Below are 19,749 nucleotides of genomic sequence, written 5' to 3'. Positions count from 1 at the left end.
AGCTGCGGCAAATCATCAGCACTGCCGATACCCATAAGGATGCCCTGTGGCGCAGTACTTTTCCGGGAAACATGCATGGTTGCTATTACCCTCACACCCAAAATAAAGAACCTCGACAAGCTGCTGACCCACTGCCAACGTCGACGCTTCTCATCGAAGAGCAATATCATCTGCGCGGGTGACCGCTCTGATTCACTGTTCTTCATCGTCAAAGGCACCGTTACGATCCTGATCGAGGACGACGAAGGTCGCGAGATGATCGTTGCCTATCTGAATACTGGTGACTTCTTCGGTGAGCTGGGCCTGTTCGACCAGATCGGACACGAGATCGAGCGCAGCGCCTGGGTTCGTAGCAAGACCGAGTGCGAAGTGGCCGAGATCAGCTACAGCAAATTCCGCGAAGTCACGCAGCAAGATCCGGAAATTCTGTACGCCATCGGTGGGCAGATGGCTGAACGCCTGCGCAATACCACGCGCAAAGTCGGTGACCTGGCCTTTCTCGACGTAACCGGACGTGTCGCCCGCAGCTTGCTGGATCTGTGCAAGCAGCCAGATGCCATGACCCACCCGGACGGCATGCAGATCAAGGTGACCCGCCAGGAAATCGGCCGCATTGTGGGCTGTTCGCGGGAAATGGTCGGCCGTGTACTCAAGGCCCTGCAAGAGCAGAACCTGGTACACGTCAAAGGCAAGACCATGGTGGTGTTCGGCACACGCTGAACCGCGCGCTTAAAATCCGGACAGGATGTCCTGATAAGCTTTCACCAATGGCGCCAGCACGTCGGCGCCTGGGAAGGCTTCGTGTAGGGCGATGTGGCTGTTGGCGCGTACTCGCTGATCTTGCCCACATATCTGGTTGAAGCGGTTGACCGACTCGACCATCGCTTCGCGCTCGTCATCCAGCAGCAGAGCACCGTGGGCCAGCACCACAGGACGTTGCCCGCCCTGACTTTGCCGCCAGCGCTGGGCCGTGCCGACCATCTTGCGACCATCAAGGTTGACGTTGTAACGCCCGTCACAGAACGCTCCGTCCACCTCACCGAGCGAAGCGTTGCCACCGAGTTCGATCAACACATCACAGATCGGCTGGCACAAACGCAGGTAAGCATTTTCGATGCGATCACGGTCAATGTCATTGCGCGGCTGCGCATAAACCAACGCGATATTTACCGTTGCCGATGATTGCGGGACAGGTTCACCGCCACTTTCGCGCAGCAGAATTGGCCAGCCGCTGTCGGCCAAAGCCTGAGTGGCCAGATCAAAATCCGGCAAGCGGCTCATGCGTCTTGGCATCACCAACGCCCGATCCGTCGGCCGCCACAACAGCAGGCCGTGCTCGATCTCGCCCTGGCAAACCGACGCGAGCAGATCCTGTTCGGCTTGCAGGCCAGCGGCGACGGTGGTTTCGATGAAGGGGTTATTCATGCGGTGATCCTGTCAGACGGTGTCGCACTGATCGCGGGCAAGCCCGCTCCTACAACATATTGAGCATCCCTGCAGGTGCGGGCTTGTCGGATCGCCGCACCGCCGCGATCAGCGATCTATCAGTTATTAAGCAACGGCCCACGCTCTGGGAAGAACAACCGCTGCAACTCAGCGCCCGGGTGTTCCGCGCGCATGAAGGTTTCGCCGACCAGGAACGAATACACGTCACTGATTTCCATCAGCTCGACGTCCGCGCGGTTGACGATCCCGCTCTCGGTCACCACCAGACGCCCTTCGGGAATACGCGGCAGCAGGTCCAGCGTATGTTCCAGGCTCACCTCAAACGTATGCAGGTTACGGTTATTGATCCCAATCAGCGGCGTGTCGAGGGTTTTCAGCGCGCGCTCCAGCTCATCGCCGTCATGCACTTCCACCAGAACATCGAGGCCAACGTCCTTGGCGACGGCGGCCAGTTCAGCCATCTGCATGTCATCCATCGCAGCAACGATCAGCAGCACGCAATCGGCACCCAAGGCACGGGACTCAACTATCTGGTAGGGATCGATCATGAAGTCTTTGCGGATCACCGGCAAACTGCACGCCGCGCGCGCTTGTTGCAGATAAGCATCCGCGCCCTGGAAGAAATCGATATCCGTCAGCACGGACAGGCACGTCGCGCCACCTGCCTGGTAACTCTTGGCGATGTCAGCCGGGTGAAAGTTCGGCCGGATCACGCCTTTGCTTGGCGATGCCTTCTTGATCTCAGCAATGACCGCCGGGTGCTTGGTCTTGGCCTGAGCCAACAACGCCTTGGCGAACCCACGTGGCGCGCTGGCCACCTTTGCCTGGCTTTCGAGCTCTGCGATACTGACCAGCGCACGGCGCGCTGCTACTTCCTCGGCCTTGCGAGCAAGGATCTTTTCCAGAACCGTCGGCACACTCATCCCTCATTCTCCTGTCTGAATACCGCGGTAAAGGCACCCAACTCTTCCAGTTTTTCCCGGGCAAGGCCGGTGTGCAACGCATCATGCGCCAGCGCAACACCCTCTTTCAGGGAGTAGGCGAGATCAGCGGCATACAACGCCGCGCCAGCGTTGAGCACAATCATCTCGGCTGCTTTCTGACCGTTTTCAGTCTTGCGTCGCCCCAGCGCATCGCGGATCAGCTCCAGCGACTGGGCCGGGCTGTCCACCACCAGACCGAACAGGCTCTGGCTCTTGATGCCCAGATCTTCTGGCTGCACCCAATACTCGGTGACTTCGCCGTTTTTCAACTCGGCAACAAAGGTCGGCGCGGCGAGGCTGAATTCGTCCAGCCCGTCTTGCGAATGCACGACCAGTACGTGCTTGCTACCCATGCGCGCCAGGACCTCAGCCAACGGACGGCACAACGCCTGACTGAAGACGCCCACTACCTGATGCTTGACCCCGGCAGGGTTGGTCAACGGACCGAGCATGTTGAACAAGGTACGCAAGCCCAACTCTTTACGCGGACCCGCCGCATATTTCATGGCGCCATGGTGCGATTGAGCGAACATGAAGCCGATGCCGACGCTGTCAATGCAGCGCGCCACTTGGACCGGCGTCAGGTTCAGATAAACGCCGGCTGCTTCCAGCAAATCCGCGCTACCGCTCTTGCCCGAGACAGCGCGATTGCCATGTTTGGCCACGGTGCAACCGGCTGCGGCAATCACAAAGGCCGAGGCGGTGGACACGTTGAAAATGTTAGCGCCATCGCCGCCCGTGCCGACGATGTCGACCACGCCGTCCAGAGTCTTGAGTTCAACCTTGTCAGCCAGTTCACGCATCACGCTCACGGCGCCGACGATTTCGTCGATGCTTTCGCTCTTCATGCGCATGGCCATCATGAACGCACCAATCTGCGCGTCGGTGCATTGGCCGGTCATGATTTCGCGCATGACGTCGCGCATTTCTTCAGTGCTCAGGTCCAGGTGGTTAACAATACGACCCAGCGCGGTTTTAATGTCCATAACGATCCTTAACCCTGACGACTGCCGCCGGTTTGTTTGAGGAAGTTGGCGAACAGCTCGTGGCCCTGCTCGGTCAGAATCGATTCAGGGTGGAATTGCACCCCTTCGATGTTCAGCGTCTTGTGGCGCAAGCCCATGATTTCGTCGACCGAGCCGTCGTCCAACTCAGTCCAGGCAGTCAACTCGAGGCAGTCCGGCAGGGTGTCACGCTTGACCACCAGCGAGTGGTAACGAGTGACCGTCAACGGATGATTCAAACCCTCGAACACACCGAGGTCCTGGTGGATCACCGGACTGGTCTTGCCGTGCATCACTTGCCGGGCGCGCACTACGTCACCACCAAAAGCCTGGCCGATAGCCTGATGGCCCAGGCAAACACCCAGCAGCGGCAGCTTGCCCGCGAAGTGCTTGATCACTTCCAGCGAAACACCTGCTTCAGTCGGGGTGCAGGGGCCTGGGGATACGACAATGCGTTCAGGATTCAGGGCTTCGATTTCGGCGACGGTCAATTCGTCGTTGCGGATCACTTTGACCTCCGCGCCCAACTCACCCAAATATTGCACGACGTTATAGGTAAACGAGTCGTAGTTATCGATCATCAGCAGCATGGTGCTTAACCTCTTGAAATCACTGACCTTTATTCAAACCTTCAGAAAACCGTTACCGCTTTGTTCAGTCACTGCAAAACGCTCGACTGGCGGGATAAGTCACGGTGTGAAGGCATAGTGTTGCAGGGCCGGTTAACCGGCAGGGAAAGAGTCAGGCGCGCCAACGCCAGCGGGCGTGTGCCTTGATAACGCGCATCAAGAGTTTGCTGACAGTCGTCACGGAAGGAGTCTCATCTATACGTCTCGGGACATTAGCTTACCGAATCACGGGGTGCAAGATCATTGTACTTTAGAAAAATAAAGCGAGATGTCATCCGCATGGCAGCTATACCACTCAAGTTGGCGTGACATCGCAAAGTTCTCCCGAGGTGCGCAAGCGTAGACGCGGCGTCACGAAGTCGAGGAACGCACGCAACTTCAATGGCAGGGGTGTTTGTCCTTTATGGACGAGGCTGACGGGCAATGGCGCCGACTCGAACGTATCGAGCACCACGCGAAGTGCGTTGTCACGTACCGCCTCCGCGACCTGGTAAGACAGTACGCGTGTCAATCCAACACCCAATGTTGCCGCCGCAATAGCCGCCTCCGCCGTATTCACCGCCAACCGTGAACGAACGGGCACCGACAGCTCCGACTTGCCTGCCCCGAAAACCCAGGCGCGCAGGGACGCAAGCACCTCAAACGTAATGCAGTTGTGCCCCGCCAGGTCGTGTGGGCTCAGGGGCACGCCATGGGTTGCCAAATAGGCCGGGCTCGCACAGATGACCCTGCGGACCGTTCCAACTTCCGTCGCCATCAGCGTGCTATCCGGCAGTGCTCCAATCCGCACCGCGACATCGCCTTGCTCGTCCATCAGGTGTACGACGCGATCGGTGAGCATCAGGCTGATGTCGATCTCCGGGTAGTGGGCAAGAAACTCGGCAACCACCGGCACCACATGCAAACGCCCGAACGCCACGGGGGCGGTGACCAGCAGCTCGCCTTTAGGCGCGGCGTATTCACCTGTCGCAGCGCGCTCGGCCTCACCAATCTCTTCAAGAATACGTCGGCAGGCAGCCACGTATGAACTCCCGGCTTCGGTCAACGAAAGACGACGAGTCGTGCGATGCAGTAAGCGCGTCTTCAGATGCGACTCCAGCTCGGCAACCTTGCGACTGACCGTGGCCAACGGCATGTCGAGATAGCGCGCTGCAGCCGACAGACTGCCCGAGTCTACGACGGCGACAAGAATAGACATGGATTCAAGGCGATTCACCTGACCCTCTCAATTAGTGGAAGGATGATTCTCAATCTTAGGGAATTATCTTTATATATGCGAACACGTAAGGTTTGAGCCTAACCTCCGACCTGCGGCACCCCGCTGCAAACCCTGGAGATATTTAGTTAAAAGGAGGGCGCCATGAGCGGCCAGCCGAATACATCTCAAAGTCAGCATACCCCCGCCGTCGCGTCTCGCGGCAAGATCGTCATGATGGCGATCATTGCCGGCGCGGTGATCACCAACATCTATTGCACCCAACCCATCCTGCCGTTGATAGCCTCGGATCTGGGGATCGACGTGTCGACCGTCGACCTGGTTGCCGCCGCAGCGTTGCTGGGCTTCGCCACCGGACTTGGCTTTCTGTTACCACTGGGTGACGGTTTTGACCGACGCAAGCTAGTGCTTATTCAAATCGCAGTAGCCTTCGGCTTTGCTATAGCGGCGGCACTCGCACCGGGTGTCTGGGCTCTGATCGCGGCCTCGTTTGGTCTTGGCATTGTCAGCTGCGTACCGCAGCAACTGGTGCCCTTCGCGGCAGTCATGTCAAACCCCAGCGAGCGCGGGCGTAACGTCGGTACGGTCGTCAGCGGCATCATGGTCGGCATCCTGGTCGGCCGCACGATTAGCGGCGTGGTCGGAGATGCCTACGGTTGGCGCGCGGTTTACGGCCTGGAAGCAGTGTTCATGATCCCGGTGTTCATCGCTGCCGCCATGCTCCTGCCGCGTGGTTTACCAACCACCAACCTGTCCTACGGCAAGTTGCTCGCCTCGCTCTGGCCGCTGATGCGCGACAATCGTCCGATTCGTGAATCGATGATTGTCCAGGCACTGTTGTGGGCCTGTTTCAACGCGTTTTGGGTCAACCTGGCGGCGCTCCTGAAAAATGGACCTTGGCACCTCAGCAGTGCCTGGGCGGGTGGCTTCGGTATCATCGGGGCAGCCGGTGCGCTTGCCGCGACACTGGGCGGCCGCGCCACTGACCGACTGGGGTCACGCACTGTAGTGGGCGCCAGTATTGCAATCGTCACCCTCGCCTACCTGCTTCTCTCCGGTGCGGAATCTTCGCTGGCCTTGCTGGTGATCGGCGTCATCGTGCTCGACATCGGCGTGCAATCGGGCCTGGTGTCCAACCAGACTCGTGCCTTTGCAGTCGATCCGAAAGCGCAGGGTCGCATCAATAGCCTTTATATGACTGCCACCTTCCTCGGCGGCGCCCTTGGCACAATGATCAGCGGATGGTTGATGGGCCGCTTCGGCTGGACGGGCATCGTTGTGTTCGGTATCGCGCTCGGCCTGGTCGCCGCCGCCATCCACTTGATCGGCGCCCCACGCAAGACAGAGGATCAACGCAGCGCGACTTCCTGATTCCGATCAATAGTACGAAGGTGTTCACTGATTGAGGTGGGCACCTTTTTTTGCTGGCTGATCAGCACAGGCTTACTCATAAATACGCAACACTTAAACACCGTTGGGCAGTTCACAGAACGGTACACCAAGGCTTTGCTACTTTCGTAAGAGGATGAAAAACAGAAATAACAAGGGTCTAAACAATGATAAAAAAGGTGCTGGCTCTACCCTTCGCAGTCTGCGTGCTTTCTTTGGCCTGCTCTCACGCCTTCGCAGCCCCCTCCCCTTATTCAACGATGGTGGTGTTTGGCGACAGTTTGGCCGATGCCGGGCAATTCCCGGACGTTGGCGGCCCACTGGGTTCAACACTGCGTTTCACTAACCGTACCGGCCCAACCTTCCAGGACAACAGTGGCGAAGCTTTCGGCGCAGTCTCGTCGACGCTACTGGGTCTCAAACTCGGCGTCGCCCCCGCAGACCTGCTTGCCTCAACCTCCCCGGTCAACGCTGCGCTCGGCATCAAGGACGGCAACAACTGGGCGGTGGGCGGGTATCGGACCGACCAGATTTACAACTCGATCACCTCCATATCGGACGTCTCCGTGGACGACGGCCAGGGCGGCACCATCGACTTGCGCAATAAACCGGGCTATCTGGTGGGCGCCAACTTCCGCGCTGACCCGAATGCGCTGTATTACCTCACCGGCGGCGGTAATGACTTCTTTCAAGGCGTGGTAACTGACGTGGCCTCGGCACAAGGGTCCGCGGATCAACTGGCCAATAGCGCACGCGCCCTGCAACAGTCCGGCGCGCGTTACATCATGGTCTGGCTGTTACCGGATCTGGGACTGATCCCCGCCATCAACGGCACGCCTTTGCAAAGTTCGTCGTCGCAACTCAGCAGTGTGTTCAACACAGAGTTGCTGAGCCAGCTGTCGCAAATCCATGCCGAAATCATTCCGCTGAATATTCCTTTGCTGATTCAGGAAACCCTGGCCAATCCAGGGCGTTTCGGTCTGGCGGCCAATCAAAATCTGGTCGGCACCTGCTTCAGTGGCGACAGCTGCACGGAAAATCCGGTGTACGGACTGCACAGCGCGACGCCCGATCCGACCAAGCTGCTGTTCAACGATGACGTGCACCCGACCATCGCTGGGCAACAACTGATCGCCGACTATGCCTACTCGCTGTTGTCTGCGCCGTGGGAAATCAGCCTGCTGCCAGAAATGGCCCTCAGCAGTTTGAACGCCCACCAGAGTGAACTGCGTAATCAGTGGCAAGCCGATTGGGGCAACTGGCAGGGCGTGGGTCAATGGCGGGCGATTGTTGCCGGGGGTGGCGACTACCTGAAAATCGATGATCAAAGCAGCTCCGCCAAGGGCGATGGGCATGGCTACAACCTGACCATCGGCGGCAACTATCGGTTGAATGAAGAATGGCGCGTCGGCATGGCGGCCGGTTTCTATCGCCAGCAACTGGAAGCGGGCGAGCGGGATTCCGATTACTCGCTCAACAGCTACCTGGCGACGGCGTTCGTGCAATACCAAACCAACCACTGGTGGGCCGATGCAGCGTTGACCGGGGGCAAGCTCGACGTCGAAGACGCCAACCGCAAGTTTCAGTTGGGCGTCGCCCAAGGCGAAGAAAAAGGCAATACCGACGGCGAGCTGTGGGCGTTCAATACTCGTCTTGGCTACGACCTGGCGTCAGCCGAAAGCATCTGGCATTTGTCGCCTTTCGTCAGCGCCGACTATGCCCACGTAACCGTAGATGGCTACTCGGAGGACAGCTCACGCTCAACGGCATTGAGCTACGAAACGCAACGCCGCAGCTCGCGGCGCCTGGGTGTCGGCCTGCAAGGCAAGTTCGACATCACGCCGCAGACTCAGCTGTTTGGCGAAATTGCCCACGAGCATGAATACGCCAATGACGAGCAAGACGTGACCATTGCCCTTAACAGCCTGCCCAACAACAGCTTCACGCTGGCCGGCTACAAACCCGAGGCAAGCCTCAACCGCGCAAGCCTGGGGGTTAACCAGAAGCTGACCAAGGAAGTGTCATTGAGGGGCAATTACAACTGGGTGAAGAATGGTGATGTGACCCAGCAAGGGATTGGCCTGGCGGTGAGTCTGGATTTCTAATCCTGTGTCCAAGCGCCTGTAGGGGCTGGCTTGCCTGCGATCAGCTTGACTGTGTGTCAGACATATTGCTATCGCGGGCAAGCCCACACCTACAGGGTTCAAGGGTCTCTTAGATTGGCTCTTGCTCTGCCAATGCCACCGCGCGGAACATCGCGCGGCGTTTATTCAGGGTTTCTTCCCACTCCAGCAACGGCACCGAGTCAGCAACGATCCCGCCGCCCGCCTGCACATGCAGCTCGCCGTCCTTGATCACCGCGGTACGAATCGCGATGGCGGTATCCATATTGCCGTTCCACGCCAGGTAACCCACCGCGCCGCCGTAGACGCCACGCTTTACCGGCTCCAGCTCGTCGATGATTTCCATCGCACGGACTTTTGAAGCGCCGGACAAGGTGCCCGCCGGCAGAATCGCCCGCAGTGCGTCCATCGCCGTCAGCCCGCTTTTGAGCTGGCCGGTCACGTTGGAAACGATGTGCATCACGTTGGAATAACGCTCGATGACCATCTTCTCGGTCAGTTTGACCGACCCGATTTCTGAAACACGCCCCGTGTCGTTACGGCCCAGGTCGATCAGCATCAAGTGCTCGGCGATTTCCTTGGCGTCGGACAGCAGGTCCTTTTCCAGCGCCAGGTCTTCTTCTTCGTTGGCGCCACGCGGACGCGTACCGGCAATCGGGCGCACGGTAATCAGGTTGTCTTCGACCCGCACCAGCACTTCTGGCGAACTGCCGACCACATGGAAGTCGCCGAAGTTGAAGAAATACATGTACGGCGTCGGGTTGAAGCAACGCAGCGCACGGTACAGATCGATCGGCGCGGCCTTGAAGTCGATGGACATGCGTTGCGACGGCACCACCTGCATCACGTCACCGGCAAGGATGTACTCCTTGATGGTTTCGACGGCACGCTCGTAATCCGCCTGGCTGAAACTGGAGCGGAAAATCGGGTCCGGTGCTTGCGGTCGGGTCAGGTCCAGACCGCGACGCGGCGTGATGGGCTGACGGAGTTTTTCCATCAGTGCTTCCAGACGCGCCTTGGCATTGTCGTAGGCATTTTCTTCAGACGGATCTGCCAGGACAATCGCGTGCATCTTGCCGGCGAGGTTGTCGAACACCACCACGGCATCGGACACCATCAGCAGAATATCCGGTACGCCGAGCGGGTCCGGGTTCGGGCACTTGCCCAGACGCGGCTCGACATAGCGCACGCAGTCGTAACCGAAATAACCCACCAGCCCGCCATTGAAGCGCGGCAAGCCAGGGATGGTCGGCACGTTGTAGCGCGCCTTGAATTCTTCGACGAATGCCAGCGGGTCTTCCGACTCGAGGCTTTCGATTTCGACGCCGTCCAGGGTCACGCTGATCTGGTGCTCGTGCACGCGCATCACGGTGCGGCACGGCAGACCGATGATGGAGTAACGCCCCCACTTCTCACCGCCCTGCACCGACTCCAACAGATAGGAGTTCGGCTGGTCGGCCAGCTTCAGGTAAATCGACAGCGGAGTGTCGAAATCGGCAAGGGTTTCGTAGGCAAGCGGGATACGGTTGTAACCGGCAGCGGCCAAACGCAGGAATTCTTCGCGGGTCATGATCAGCCTCGTGGCTTGAGGGTAAAACGGTCAGGTGTGCAAACGCGCCGGGGAGCCGGCCAGATTCAAGTCAGGCGCGCCAACGCCAACGGGCCAGGGCCTTGATGACTTTCATCCAGAGTTTGCGGGTGACCACCACGATGGAATCTCTTTGAGGGGGAGCGTTGACGTCGGCCAACGTTAGCTCAGCGGCCGGATCTAAGCAACCGGGGAGCAGTTTGCGCAGATCATCAATCACCAGCGACGGCGATTCCTCGGCAATCGGTCGACCGTGGTTGTAACCGTAAGTCAGCGCGACACTGGCAACACCAGCCGCCTTCGCCGCCAGTACATCGTTGCGCGAATCGCCGACAAACAGCGACTGCGATGCCGGAACACCGGCCATTTTCATCACAAAGAACAGCGCGGCAGGATCAGGCTTTTGTTGGGGCAAGGTGTCGCCACCAATGATCCACTTGAAAAAACGCCCCAGCTTCAGCTCATCCAGCAATGGTGCAACAAACCGCTCTGGCTTGTTGGTGATCAACGCCATGACCACACCCTGCTTTTGCAGCCATTTCAGCGTCTCACGCACGCCAGGATAAACCTGGGTCAGCGCATGATTACCGCCATAGACGTCCATGAAAATCGCCAGGGCTTCTTCGGTTTCTTCTTCGCCCACAGACGCGTGATCGAAGTGGTTGGCCAAGGCACGGCGCACCAGAACCCGTGCGCCATTGCCGATCCAGATCCGTACCGACTCAATACCCGCAGGCGGGCGTCCCAGAGTGAGCAGCATGCTCTCGATGGCTGCCGCCAGATCCGGCACTGAATCGACCAATGTGCCGTCCAGATCGAACATCACCAGCTTGGGCAGATGACCGGGAAACAACTGCTCGAAGCCACTCATGGGCGAGCCAACGCCAATTCAGAGCGCATTTTCTGGATCACTTCCTGGTAGTCCGGTGCGTTGAAAATGGCGGAGCCTGCAACGAAGGTGTCAGCACCGGCAGCGGCGATTTCACGGATGTTGTTGACGTTGACCCCGCCATCGATTTCCAGCCGGATGTCATAACCCGACTTCTCGATCAGCGCCCGTGCTTCGCGCAGTTTGTTCAGTGTGCCAGGGATAAATTTCTGCCCGCCAAAACCCGGGTTCACGCTCATCAGCAAGATCATGTCGACCTTGTCCATGACGTATTCGAGCAGGTTCAGCGGAGTGGCCGGGTTGAACACCAGGCCTGCCTTGCAGCCGCCCTCACGGATCAACTGCAACGAGCGGTCGATGTGCTGGGTGGCTTCAGGGTGGAAGGTAATGTAGGTGGCGCCGGCTTCAATGAAGTCACCGATGATGCGGTCGACCGGGCTGACCATCAAATGCACGTCGATGGGCGCGGTGATGCCGTACTTGCGCAACGCCGTACATACCATGGGACCGATGGTCAGGTTGGGGACGTAATGATTGTCCATGACATCGAAGTGAACGATGTCGGCGCCGGCGGCAAGAACATTGTCGACTTCCTGGCCCAGACGGGCGAAGTCGGCGGAAAGAATCGACGGAGCAAGAGCGAACGGCTGCATGACGCACCTTTGAGCAGAATCACGTTGGCGCGCATTGTACCTCATGAGTGATCGACAGCGCCCTGCAGCCGTGCCGATCCCCGATGAATGCCAAATCCAGATACACCGCATCGCGGGCAAGCCCGCTCCTACAACGGGCCGAAACTCACTATAGGAGCGGGCTTGCCCGCGATAGCGCCAGTTCAGTCAACCAAGGCTTCTGCCGCCACGCGCGCCGGTTCAACCACCACGGGCTTAACCACTGGCGCATCCGTCGTCGTCAAATCCTTGGTAAACGTCTTATCGTTCTCGCCCTTGAAGAAGTTCTTGCCGTAGATCAGCAGACACAACACCACCCCAATGGCAAACGCCCAACTCGCGCCCTTCACCGCCAACACCGCGCCGATAACACCGGCAATTCCCAAGTCACGCTGACTGCGCGCCTCAAGAATCCCCAGACGCACGCTGACATATCCCTGAATCAACAACGTCAGCGCCAGCGCCACACCCAGAATTGGCTGCACCAGGGTCACCACCGGCAGCAACAGCAAGCCGGTATTGGTGCCCCAACGGAACGAACCGACGCCGCCGATAATCGACTTCATCGCTTTCGGGCCGCCTTTGAAGCGCTCGATGATGACCACCAACATCGCCGCCCACTTCGGACCGCACATGGCAACATCCGGACCGAACACGCTCATGAACGCGTTGCGCGCACCAAAAATCAGGTGAGCACGATCAGGGTTGTAATCGACATTCTCATCGGTACGAATCTGCTGCGCCTCGTCCAGCAACACCTTGGCGCTCAGTACGTCACCGAACACGATGATGTACACCGCCAGCATCGTCGGCAGCGCCGAGATAAACATCGACAGCGGCGGCATGCCCAGCCCGAACACGGTGTAGTTGTTCCACAGGCCAGCAAAGTCAGGCTTGCTGAAACCCCACTGAATGGTCGGCCACGGCGCTTCGCTAAACAACGGGGCAATCACCACGGCCAGCAGAATAATCGGCAGGATCCCGAGCTTGGCAAAGTTCCACCATAGGCGATTGCGCTGCTTCAGTTGCTGGAAGTGCTGAGAGAAGATCAAGTAGAACGCGACACCGATGGCGATCGAGATGGTCCAGGGGAACACGTCGAACTTGCCACCGACCTGGAATACTGCCGACACCGCACTCAAACCGGCGCCGACTATAATCCCGGACTTGATCGCCGAAGGCACGTAAGCCACCACCTTCTTCGCCATCCCTGTCGCACCGAGGGCGATGGAGAACACCCCGAGCATCATCTGGAATGCAATCAAGGCATGCACACGCTCCGGGCCCATGGGGAAATGGGCACAGTAAGCCATGAGCAAGGGCACCGCAGGAGTGATCCAGCCCGGCACAGTGGGGTCACCCAGCAAGTGGTGCGTGAGGTACAGCAGGCCATTGAGCATGACCACCGCCAGCGCCACCTCGAAAGGCATGCCCAGCAATTCGGTCATCAGCGGAATGGCCGCCAGGTCCACCGCACACATCAACAGGCCTTGCAGGTAATCCGGCAATTCGAAGTTGTAGTGAATGAACGGCAGGCGCACTTTGAACGGGCCTACAGGGATATACGGGCTTTCACGACCCGCGTCGGAAACATCAGACATAAACGGCACCTGTTTTATTGGTATTGGTTGCGGTGTTAAGACAGAACAGTTGAGGCAAAGCGCCCAAAGCCGAAGCCGGGCGCCCAAGAGGGTTGGCGTGAAGAATCAATAGGCGGCGCGATAAATCTTCTCGATATCGGCGGCGGTCAATTTGCGCGGGTTATTGCGCATCAACCGATCGATCTTGCTGGCCTCTTCGGCCATCGCTGGAATCGCGTCTTCCGGCACGTTGAAACTGCGCATACCTGACGGGATGTCGACGGCAGCGCACAGGTCAGTCATGGCTTGCACGGCTTGATCGGCGGCGTCCTTGTCACTTAAGTGAGCAACACGCACGCCCATGGCTTCAGCGATATCACGGAAACGTTCGACGCAGGCCATCTTGTTCCAGGCCATGACGTAGGGCAGCAACAGCGCGTTGCTGACGCCGTGGGCAATGTTGAAACGCCCGCCCAGCGGATAGGCCAGCGCGTGTACGGCGCCCACGCCAGCATTACCGAACGCCATGCCGGCCATCAGGCTGGCGGTGGCCATGTCTTCGCGAGCGGCGAGGTTGTTTGGGTTGGCGTAAGCCTTGGGCAGCGCTTTGGCAATCAACTTGATGGCACCGATGGCCAGCGCATCGGTAATTGGCGAACCATTGACCGACAGGTAAGACTCAATGGCGTGCACCAGCGCATCGACGCCGCTGGCCGCTGTCACACTGCGCGGGCAGCTCAGGGTCATGGTCGGGCTGACCAACGCCACGTCTGGCAGCAGGTAATCGCTGACGATGCCCTTTTTCAGCTGCGCTTGCTTGTCGGAAAAAATCGCGACGTTGGTCACTTCGGAGCCGGTGCCCGCTGTCGTCGGAATCGCAATCAACGGTGGGCCTTTGCGCTTGACCTGGTCGACGCCGAACAACTCGGACAGCGGACCTTCATGCCCGGCAAACGCCGCAACACCTTTGGCGATATCAATCGCGCTGCCGCCACCGACACCGATCAGGCCGTCATGCCCGCCTTGGCGATAAACCAGAGTGCAGTCTTCGACGATAGAGATTTCCGGCTCGGGTTTGACCTGATCAAAAATCCCGTACGGGCGACCCCCCAACTGCGCGAGAGCCAGATCGACGGTGCCGGACTTGACCAGCACCGCATCGGTCACGATCAGTGGATTGGTGATATTCAGACGGGTCAGCTCAGCGGCCAGTTGCTCGATGGCAGCCGGCCCAGTGATCAGTTTGTTGGCAATTTTGAATGCAGAGATGCTCATCGGCTCGTCCTTTATTAGTTGTTGTGCGCGAGGGCGTGCCAGATCAATAGCGAAAGCTGTGCCAACACGCGCAAAACTCCGTAGAGCAAGGCCTTGAGCGTTTTAAAAAAGGTTTTATCGGTCAGTAGCGATCAGGATTCTAATCGCTGAAAGGTGCCTTGATTGAAATCTTAATCAGAGCGTTCCCAGCGCTTCATTTTCTGCACCACCGTGGCCTGGCTGACCCCGAGGGCCTTGGCCGCTTGACGGGTGGTTTTGTGCAGGTGTAACGCCGCGCGAATCGCTGTGCGCTCGGCGTTTTCCAGCACCTTGCGCAATGGCAGGCGGCTGTCGTCGGTGGACTGCGGGTTGAGGTGGAGGATTTCTTCGGGCAGGTCCAGCGCTTCGATCACATCAGCGCGACTGGTAACCACCAGACGCTCGACGATATTGATCAGTTCACGGATGTTTCCCGGCCAGGTGTAGTCGCACAACAGGTCGACGGCTTCGAGGCTCAATTGCACCTGACGCTGGTAACGGGTGTTGAAGCTTTCGAGGTAGTAATGCAGCAGCGGCGCGATTTCTTCGCTGCGCTCACGCAACGCCGGAATCGCAATCGGCACCACGTTGAGCCGGTAATACAGGTCGGCGCGAAAACGTCCTTCCGCTACCAATTGTTTGAGGTCGTGGTGAGTGGCGCTGATGATGCGCACATCCACTTCCTTGAGCTCAAGACCACCCACCGGAATAAAGCGATTCTCTTCGATGACCTTGAGCAACTTGACCTGCACCGGCAGCGGCAAGTCGCCGATCTCATCGAGAAACAACGTGCCGTGGTGCGCCAACTCCAAAAGCCCGCGCTTGCCTTTGGGGCCGGCACCGGTAAAGGCGCCGGGAGCGTAGCCGAACAGTTCCGCCTCGATCAGGTTTTCCGGCAATGCACCGCAGTTCAACGCCAAAAAAGGTTCTTTTGCGCGATTGCTGGCGTTGTGGATAAATTGCGCGACCAGGGTTTTACCGACGCCGGTTTCACCTTGCAGCAGGACTTTGACGTTGCTGTCGGCGACTTGTCGCGCCAGAGCGAAGACTCGACCCGAGACTTCCTGATCGGCCACCAATGGTGAATGCAGCAGGTTGTCGCGCTGTCCGGCGTGCAGTTTGGCGGTGCTGTTGCGCAGCTGCTTGAGTTGCTGCAACTCATCGCGCTCGTGCTTCATACGCAGCAACTCGGTCATGTCGCGGACCGTGCTGACCACGTAACGAATGCTCTTGTCTGACGCCAGGATCGGCGTAGCGCTGACCAACAGTTTCTTGCCTTGATGCAGGCTCTGCATCACCGACACCGGCCGGCCTTCCTGCAACACGCGCAGCGAGGCCGATTGCGAAATGACGCCTTCCTTGACCAGCTCCTGCATCGGGCGCCCGATCAATTCGGCACTGTCGAGGCCGGTCAGACGCTCGTAAGCCTTATTGACCTTCAGCGTCTTGCCGTCGCCATCGGTGATGTAGACGCCATCGTGCAAGGCATTGAGCAGTTCTTCAAAACTGGCGTCGTTGACGTTCACCTGAGACTCCACGGTGCAGCGGGAAAGGTGTGGAGTTTAAACGGTGATTGAGGGAGCGCTAAGGTTCTTTGTAGGAGCGGGCTTGCCCGCGATCAGCGATGTGTCAAATACAGCGCCATCGCGGGCAAGCCCGCTCCTACAGGGTATTGCGAGTATCAGGCGGCTTGGGTACGCAGCTTCTCACTGCGCCCACGCAACCACTCCAGCACCAGCAGCAACACCACAGAGAAACCGATCAACAGCGTCGCGGCCGCGGCGATGGTCGGGCTGAGGTTTTCACGGATGCCGCTGAACATTTGCCGAGGCAGCGTTGCCTGTTCAGGACCGGCGAGGAACAAGGTCACCACCACTTCATCGAATGAGGTTGCGAAAGCAAACAGCGCCCCGGAAATCACCCCCGGCGCAATCAGCGGCAAAGTCACACGACGGAATGCAGTCACTGGCGAAGCACCCAGACTGGCCGCCGCACGTACCAGGTTGTAGTTAAAGCCTTGCAGGGTCGCCGACACAGTGATGATCACGAACGGCACACCCAACACCGCGTGCACCAGAATCAGCGAGGTATAGCTATTGCCCAACCCCAGCGGGGCGAAGAACAGGTAGCTGGCAACACCGACGATCACCACCGGCACCACCATCGGCGAAATCACCAAGGCCATGACCAGCGCCTTGCCGCGGAAGTTGCCACGGGTCAAACCAATCGCTGCCAACGTACCGAAACTCATGGCCAGCACCGTTGCGGCAGGCGCAACGATCATGCTGTTTTTCAGTGACCGCATCCATTCGGCGGAGGCGAAAAAGTCCTGATACCAGTGCAAGGAAAAGCCTTGCATCGGGTAGACCAGAAAGCTACCGGTGTTGAACGACAGCGGAATGATCACCAGCACTGGCAGGACCAGGAACAACAACACCAGCCCGCAAAGAATGCGCAAGGCGTAATACCAGACTCGCTCGATAGGCGATGTGTAAGGGCTCAGCATGGTCAATCTCCTCAGCTCAGACGCATACGGCTAGCGCCGATCAGCCAGCTATAAATCAGATAAAGCACGACCGTCGCCGCCAACAGCAGACCGCCCAATGCCGTGGCCATGCCCCAGTTGATGCTGGTGTTGGTGTAGAACGCGACGAAGTAGCTGACCATTTGGTCGTTCGGGCTGCCCAGCAGTGCCGGGGTGATGTAGTAGCCAATCGACAAAATGAACACCAACAGGCAACCCGCACCGATGCCGGCGTAGGTCTGCGGAAAGTACACGCGCCAGAAGCTGGTGATCGGATGACAGCCGAGGGAGATCGCGGCGCGCATGTACGTCGGGGAAATGCCCTTCATCACGCTGTAGATCGGCAGGATCATGAACGGCAGCATGATGTGCACCATCGAGATATAAACGCCGGTTCGGTTGAACACCAACTCGATCGGCTTATCGATAACCCCCATCGCCATCAGCGCGCCATTGATCAGGCCGCTCGACTGCAACAACACGATCCAGGCCGCGACCCGCACCAGAATCGAGGTCCAGAACGGCAGCAGCACCATGATCATCAGCAGGTTGCTCTGCCGCGATGGCAAGTTGGCCAGCAGGTAAGCCAGTGGATAGGCCAGTAGCAGACAGACCACGGTAATGACCAGGCCCATCCAGAAGGTACGGCCGAAAATATCCAGGTAAATCGCTTGATCCGGGGTCGCAGGCGCTACTTCACCGAGGTCATCGATGCGGTGGTCAACTGCAGCCAGTAAATAAAAGGGCGTGACGCTGCTGGTATTTCGGCGGACCGCTTGCCAATAGGCAGGATCGCCCCAGCGCTCATCGAGTGCTTCGAGTGCATCTTTATAAGAAGCAGGTTCGGTTGCGAAAGGCAGTGCGCGCGCGGTTTTCGTCAGCAGGCTGCGATAACCGGCCAGTTCCATGTTCAGACGCTTGGACAAATCGCCGAGGGTCTGATTCTTGCGGGCGTCCGCCAGGTCCAGGCTCAGTGCCTTGTAGACCGGCTCCGGAGGCAGGCTTTTGCCGTCCCATTGCTTTACGGCAAGGACAGTGCGCGGCATGGCGTCGACCACTTCCGGGTTGCCGACGCTCTTATAGAGCAGAGCAACAATCGGTACCAGAAACACCAGCAGCAGAAACAGCACCAACGGCGCAATCAATGCCTGAGCCTTCCAGCGATTAACCCGTTCGGCACGCGCCAGGCGTTGCTTCAGGGTGAGGTTGGCGCCTTCGGTGAGGGGCACTGCGATGGCCATAGCGAACTCCGAAAATCTTTGAACAATGGATGCGCCCCTCCTGCGTGCCGTAACACGAGGAGGGAACTCATCTGCAACTATCTCAAACAGCTAACGCTTACTTGGCAGCCCAAGCAGTGAAGCGCTGCTCCAGTTGCTCGCCGTTGTCAGCCCAGAAGCTCACGTCGATCTGCACTTGGTCTTTGATGTTATCCGGGGTAGTCGGCATGTTTTGCAGCGTGTCCTTGCTCAACAACTTCACGGCCTGGACGTTTGCAGGACCGTAGGCGATGTTTTCCGAGTAGGTCTTCTGCTGTTCAGGCGACAGCGAGTAAGCGATGAACTTCTTCGCTTCGGCTGCAGTTTTCGAACCCTTCGGGATTGCCCATGCGTCGAAGTCGTAGATGCCGCCGGTCCATACCACTTTCAGGTTGCTTTCTTTCTGTACAGCAGCGATACGGCCGTTGTAAGCCGAGCTCATGACCACGTCACCGGAAGCGAGGAACTGTGGCGGTTGAGCGCCGGCTTCCCACCACTGGATGGATGGCTTCAGCTCATCGAGCTTCTTGAACGCGCGGTCTGCACCGTCTTTGCTGGCCAGCACTTTGTAGACGTCTTTCGGTGCAACACCGTCAGCCATCAGGGCGAATTCCAGGGTGTACTTGGCGCCTTTACGCAGGCCACGCTTGCCTGGGAATTTCTTGGTGTCCCAGAAATCAGCCCAGCTGGTCGGTGCGGTTTTCAGTTTGTCAGCGTTGTACGCCAACACGGTCGACCACACGAAGAAGCCAGCGCCGCAGGTCTGGATAGCGCCTTTAACGTAGTCTGCTGGATTGCCGAACATTTTCGGGTCGAGTTCTTCGAACATGCCTTCGTCGCAACCGCGCGACAGCTCAGGCGATTCGACTTCTACCAGATCCCAGGAAACGCTCTTGGTATCGACCATGGTTTTCACCTTGGCCATCTCACCGTTGTATTCGCCAGCGATGATTTTGCCGTTACCGGCTTTTTCCCACGGCGCATAGAACGCCTTCTCCTGTGCCGCCTTGTTGGCGCCACCGAAGGAAATAACGGTCAGATCTGCTGCCGCCATGGCGTGCGAAGCGCACATCATGCCCAGCGTAATAGCGGTGAACTTCAAGGATTTGAGCATTTATTGTTCTCTCCACAGTGCAGTGTTGGTTTTACGTGGGG

Annotated in this window: 17 protein-coding genes; 3 read left to right on the top strand and 14 right to left on the bottom strand. The window is 58.5% G+C overall.

The window, feature by feature from the left end; all coding sequences use genetic code 11:
* Positions 1-75: 75 nt before the first annotated feature.
* Positions 76-720, top strand: coding sequence for a cAMP-activated global transcriptional regulator CRP (crp, locus tag ACF0H7_RS01590; RefSeq protein WP_397451098.1), 645 nt, complete (start codon positions 76-78; stop codon positions 718-720).
* Positions 721-729: 9 nt separating this feature from the next.
* Here the strand turns inward: crp and ACF0H7_RS01585 are convergent, their stop codons facing one another.
* The 5 genes from ACF0H7_RS01585 to ACF0H7_RS01565 form a co-directional block, all read right to left on the bottom strand.
* Positions 730-1,425, bottom strand: a complete 696-nt coding sequence (locus ACF0H7_RS01585) for a biotin/lipoate A/B protein ligase family protein (RefSeq protein ID WP_397451097.1) — start codon at positions 1,423-1,425, stop codon at positions 730-732.
* A 119-nt stretch (positions 1,426-1,544) separates the two neighbouring features.
* Positions 1,545-2,369 carry an indole-3-glycerol phosphate synthase TrpC gene (gene trpC, locus ACF0H7_RS01580; RefSeq protein WP_397451096.1) on the bottom strand — a complete coding sequence of 275 codons (825 nt, stop codon included), beginning with the start codon at positions 2,367-2,369 and terminating at the stop codon, positions 1,545-1,547.
* Entirely contained in the window at positions 2,366-3,415 is a 1,050-nt protein-coding gene (gene trpD, locus ACF0H7_RS01575) for an anthranilate phosphoribosyltransferase (RefSeq protein ID WP_397451095.1), read from the bottom strand. The genes trpC and trpD overlap by 4 nt, the downstream gene beginning before the upstream one ends.
* Positions 3,416-3,423: 8 nt before the next feature.
* Positions 3,424-4,023: an aminodeoxychorismate/anthranilate synthase component II gene (locus ACF0H7_RS01570; protein ID WP_397451094.1), complete on the bottom strand. Its 600-nt coding sequence runs from the start codon at positions 4,021-4,023 to the stop codon at positions 3,424-3,426.
* Between the two features lie 334 nt (positions 4,024-4,357).
* Positions 4,358-5,278 carry a LysR family transcriptional regulator gene (locus tag ACF0H7_RS01565; protein WP_397451093.1) on the bottom strand — a complete coding sequence of 307 codons (921 nt, stop codon included), beginning with the start codon at positions 5,276-5,278 and terminating at the stop codon, positions 4,358-4,360.
* Between the two features lie 144 nt (positions 5,279-5,422).
* On the opposite strand from ACF0H7_RS01565, the gene ACF0H7_RS01560 reads away from it, so the two are divergent.
* Both ACF0H7_RS01560 and estP read left to right on the top strand, forming a co-directional pair.
* Positions 5,423-6,649, top strand: a complete 1,227-nt coding sequence (locus ACF0H7_RS01560) for an MFS transporter (RefSeq protein ID WP_397451092.1) — start codon at positions 5,423-5,425, stop codon at positions 6,647-6,649.
* Positions 6,650-6,834: 185 nt separating this feature from the next.
* Positions 6,835-8,772 (top strand): esterase EstP, encoded by a 1,938-nt coding sequence (estP, locus tag ACF0H7_RS01555; RefSeq protein WP_397451091.1) that lies wholly within the window; start codon positions 6,835-6,837, stop codon positions 8,770-8,772.
* A gap of 109 nt (positions 8,773-8,881) precedes the next feature.
* Here estP and trpE read toward each other — a convergent pair whose 3' ends face one another.
* The 9 genes from trpE to ACF0H7_RS01510 form a co-directional block, all read right to left on the bottom strand.
* Positions 8,882-10,360, bottom strand: coding sequence for an anthranilate synthase component I (trpE, locus tag ACF0H7_RS01550; protein WP_397451090.1), 1,479 nt, complete (start codon positions 10,358-10,360; stop codon positions 8,882-8,884).
* 70 nt (positions 10,361-10,430) lie between these two features.
* On the bottom strand, positions 10,431-11,249 hold the full coding sequence (locus ACF0H7_RS01545; protein WP_397451089.1) for a phosphoglycolate phosphatase: 819 nt from the start codon (positions 11,247-11,249) through the stop codon (positions 10,431-10,433).
* Positions 11,246-11,920: a ribulose-phosphate 3-epimerase gene (rpe, locus tag ACF0H7_RS01540; protein ID WP_397451088.1), complete on the bottom strand. Its 675-nt coding sequence runs from the start codon at positions 11,918-11,920 to the stop codon at positions 11,246-11,248. The genes ACF0H7_RS01545 and rpe overlap by 4 nt, the downstream gene beginning before the upstream one ends.
* A 182-nt stretch (positions 11,921-12,102) precedes the next feature.
* Positions 12,103-13,539 carry a hypothetical protein gene (locus ACF0H7_RS01535; RefSeq protein ID WP_397451087.1) on the bottom strand — a complete coding sequence of 479 codons (1,437 nt, stop codon included), beginning with the start codon at positions 13,537-13,539 and terminating at the stop codon, positions 12,103-12,105.
* Positions 13,540-13,644: 105 nt separating this feature from the next.
* Positions 13,645-14,793, bottom strand: a complete 1,149-nt coding sequence (locus tag ACF0H7_RS01530) for an iron-containing alcohol dehydrogenase (protein ID WP_397451086.1) — start codon at positions 14,791-14,793, stop codon at positions 13,645-13,647.
* Between the two features lie 170 nt (positions 14,794-14,963).
* The gene (locus tag ACF0H7_RS01525) at positions 14,964-16,337 is read right to left on the bottom strand and encodes a sigma-54 interaction domain-containing protein (protein ID WP_397451085.1); all 1,374 of its coding nucleotides are present in this window, start codon (positions 16,335-16,337) and stop codon (positions 14,964-14,966) included.
* Between the two features lie 155 nt (positions 16,338-16,492).
* A complete protein-coding gene (locus ACF0H7_RS01520; protein WP_397451084.1) occupies positions 16,493-17,317 on the bottom strand; it encodes an ABC transporter permease in 825 nt (274 codons plus the stop codon).
* Positions 17,318-17,328: 11 nt separating this feature from the next.
* Positions 17,329-18,576, bottom strand: a complete 1,248-nt coding sequence (locus ACF0H7_RS01515; protein WP_397451083.1) for an ABC transporter permease — start codon at positions 18,574-18,576, stop codon at positions 17,329-17,331.
* 97 nt (positions 18,577-18,673) lie between these two features.
* Positions 18,674-19,708 carry an ABC transporter substrate-binding protein gene (locus tag ACF0H7_RS01510; RefSeq protein ID WP_397451082.1) on the bottom strand — a complete coding sequence of 345 codons (1,035 nt, stop codon included), beginning with the start codon at positions 19,706-19,708 and terminating at the stop codon, positions 18,674-18,676.
* Positions 19,709-19,749 lie beyond the last annotated feature (41 nt).

Origin of the sequence: Pseudomonas sp. NA-150 (genome assembly GCF_044336365.1) — a bacterium.
Lineage (GTDB): Bacteria > Pseudomonadota > Gammaproteobacteria > Pseudomonadales > Pseudomonadaceae > Aquipseudomonas.
This window is presented reverse-complemented; position numbering and strand designations above follow the sequence as displayed.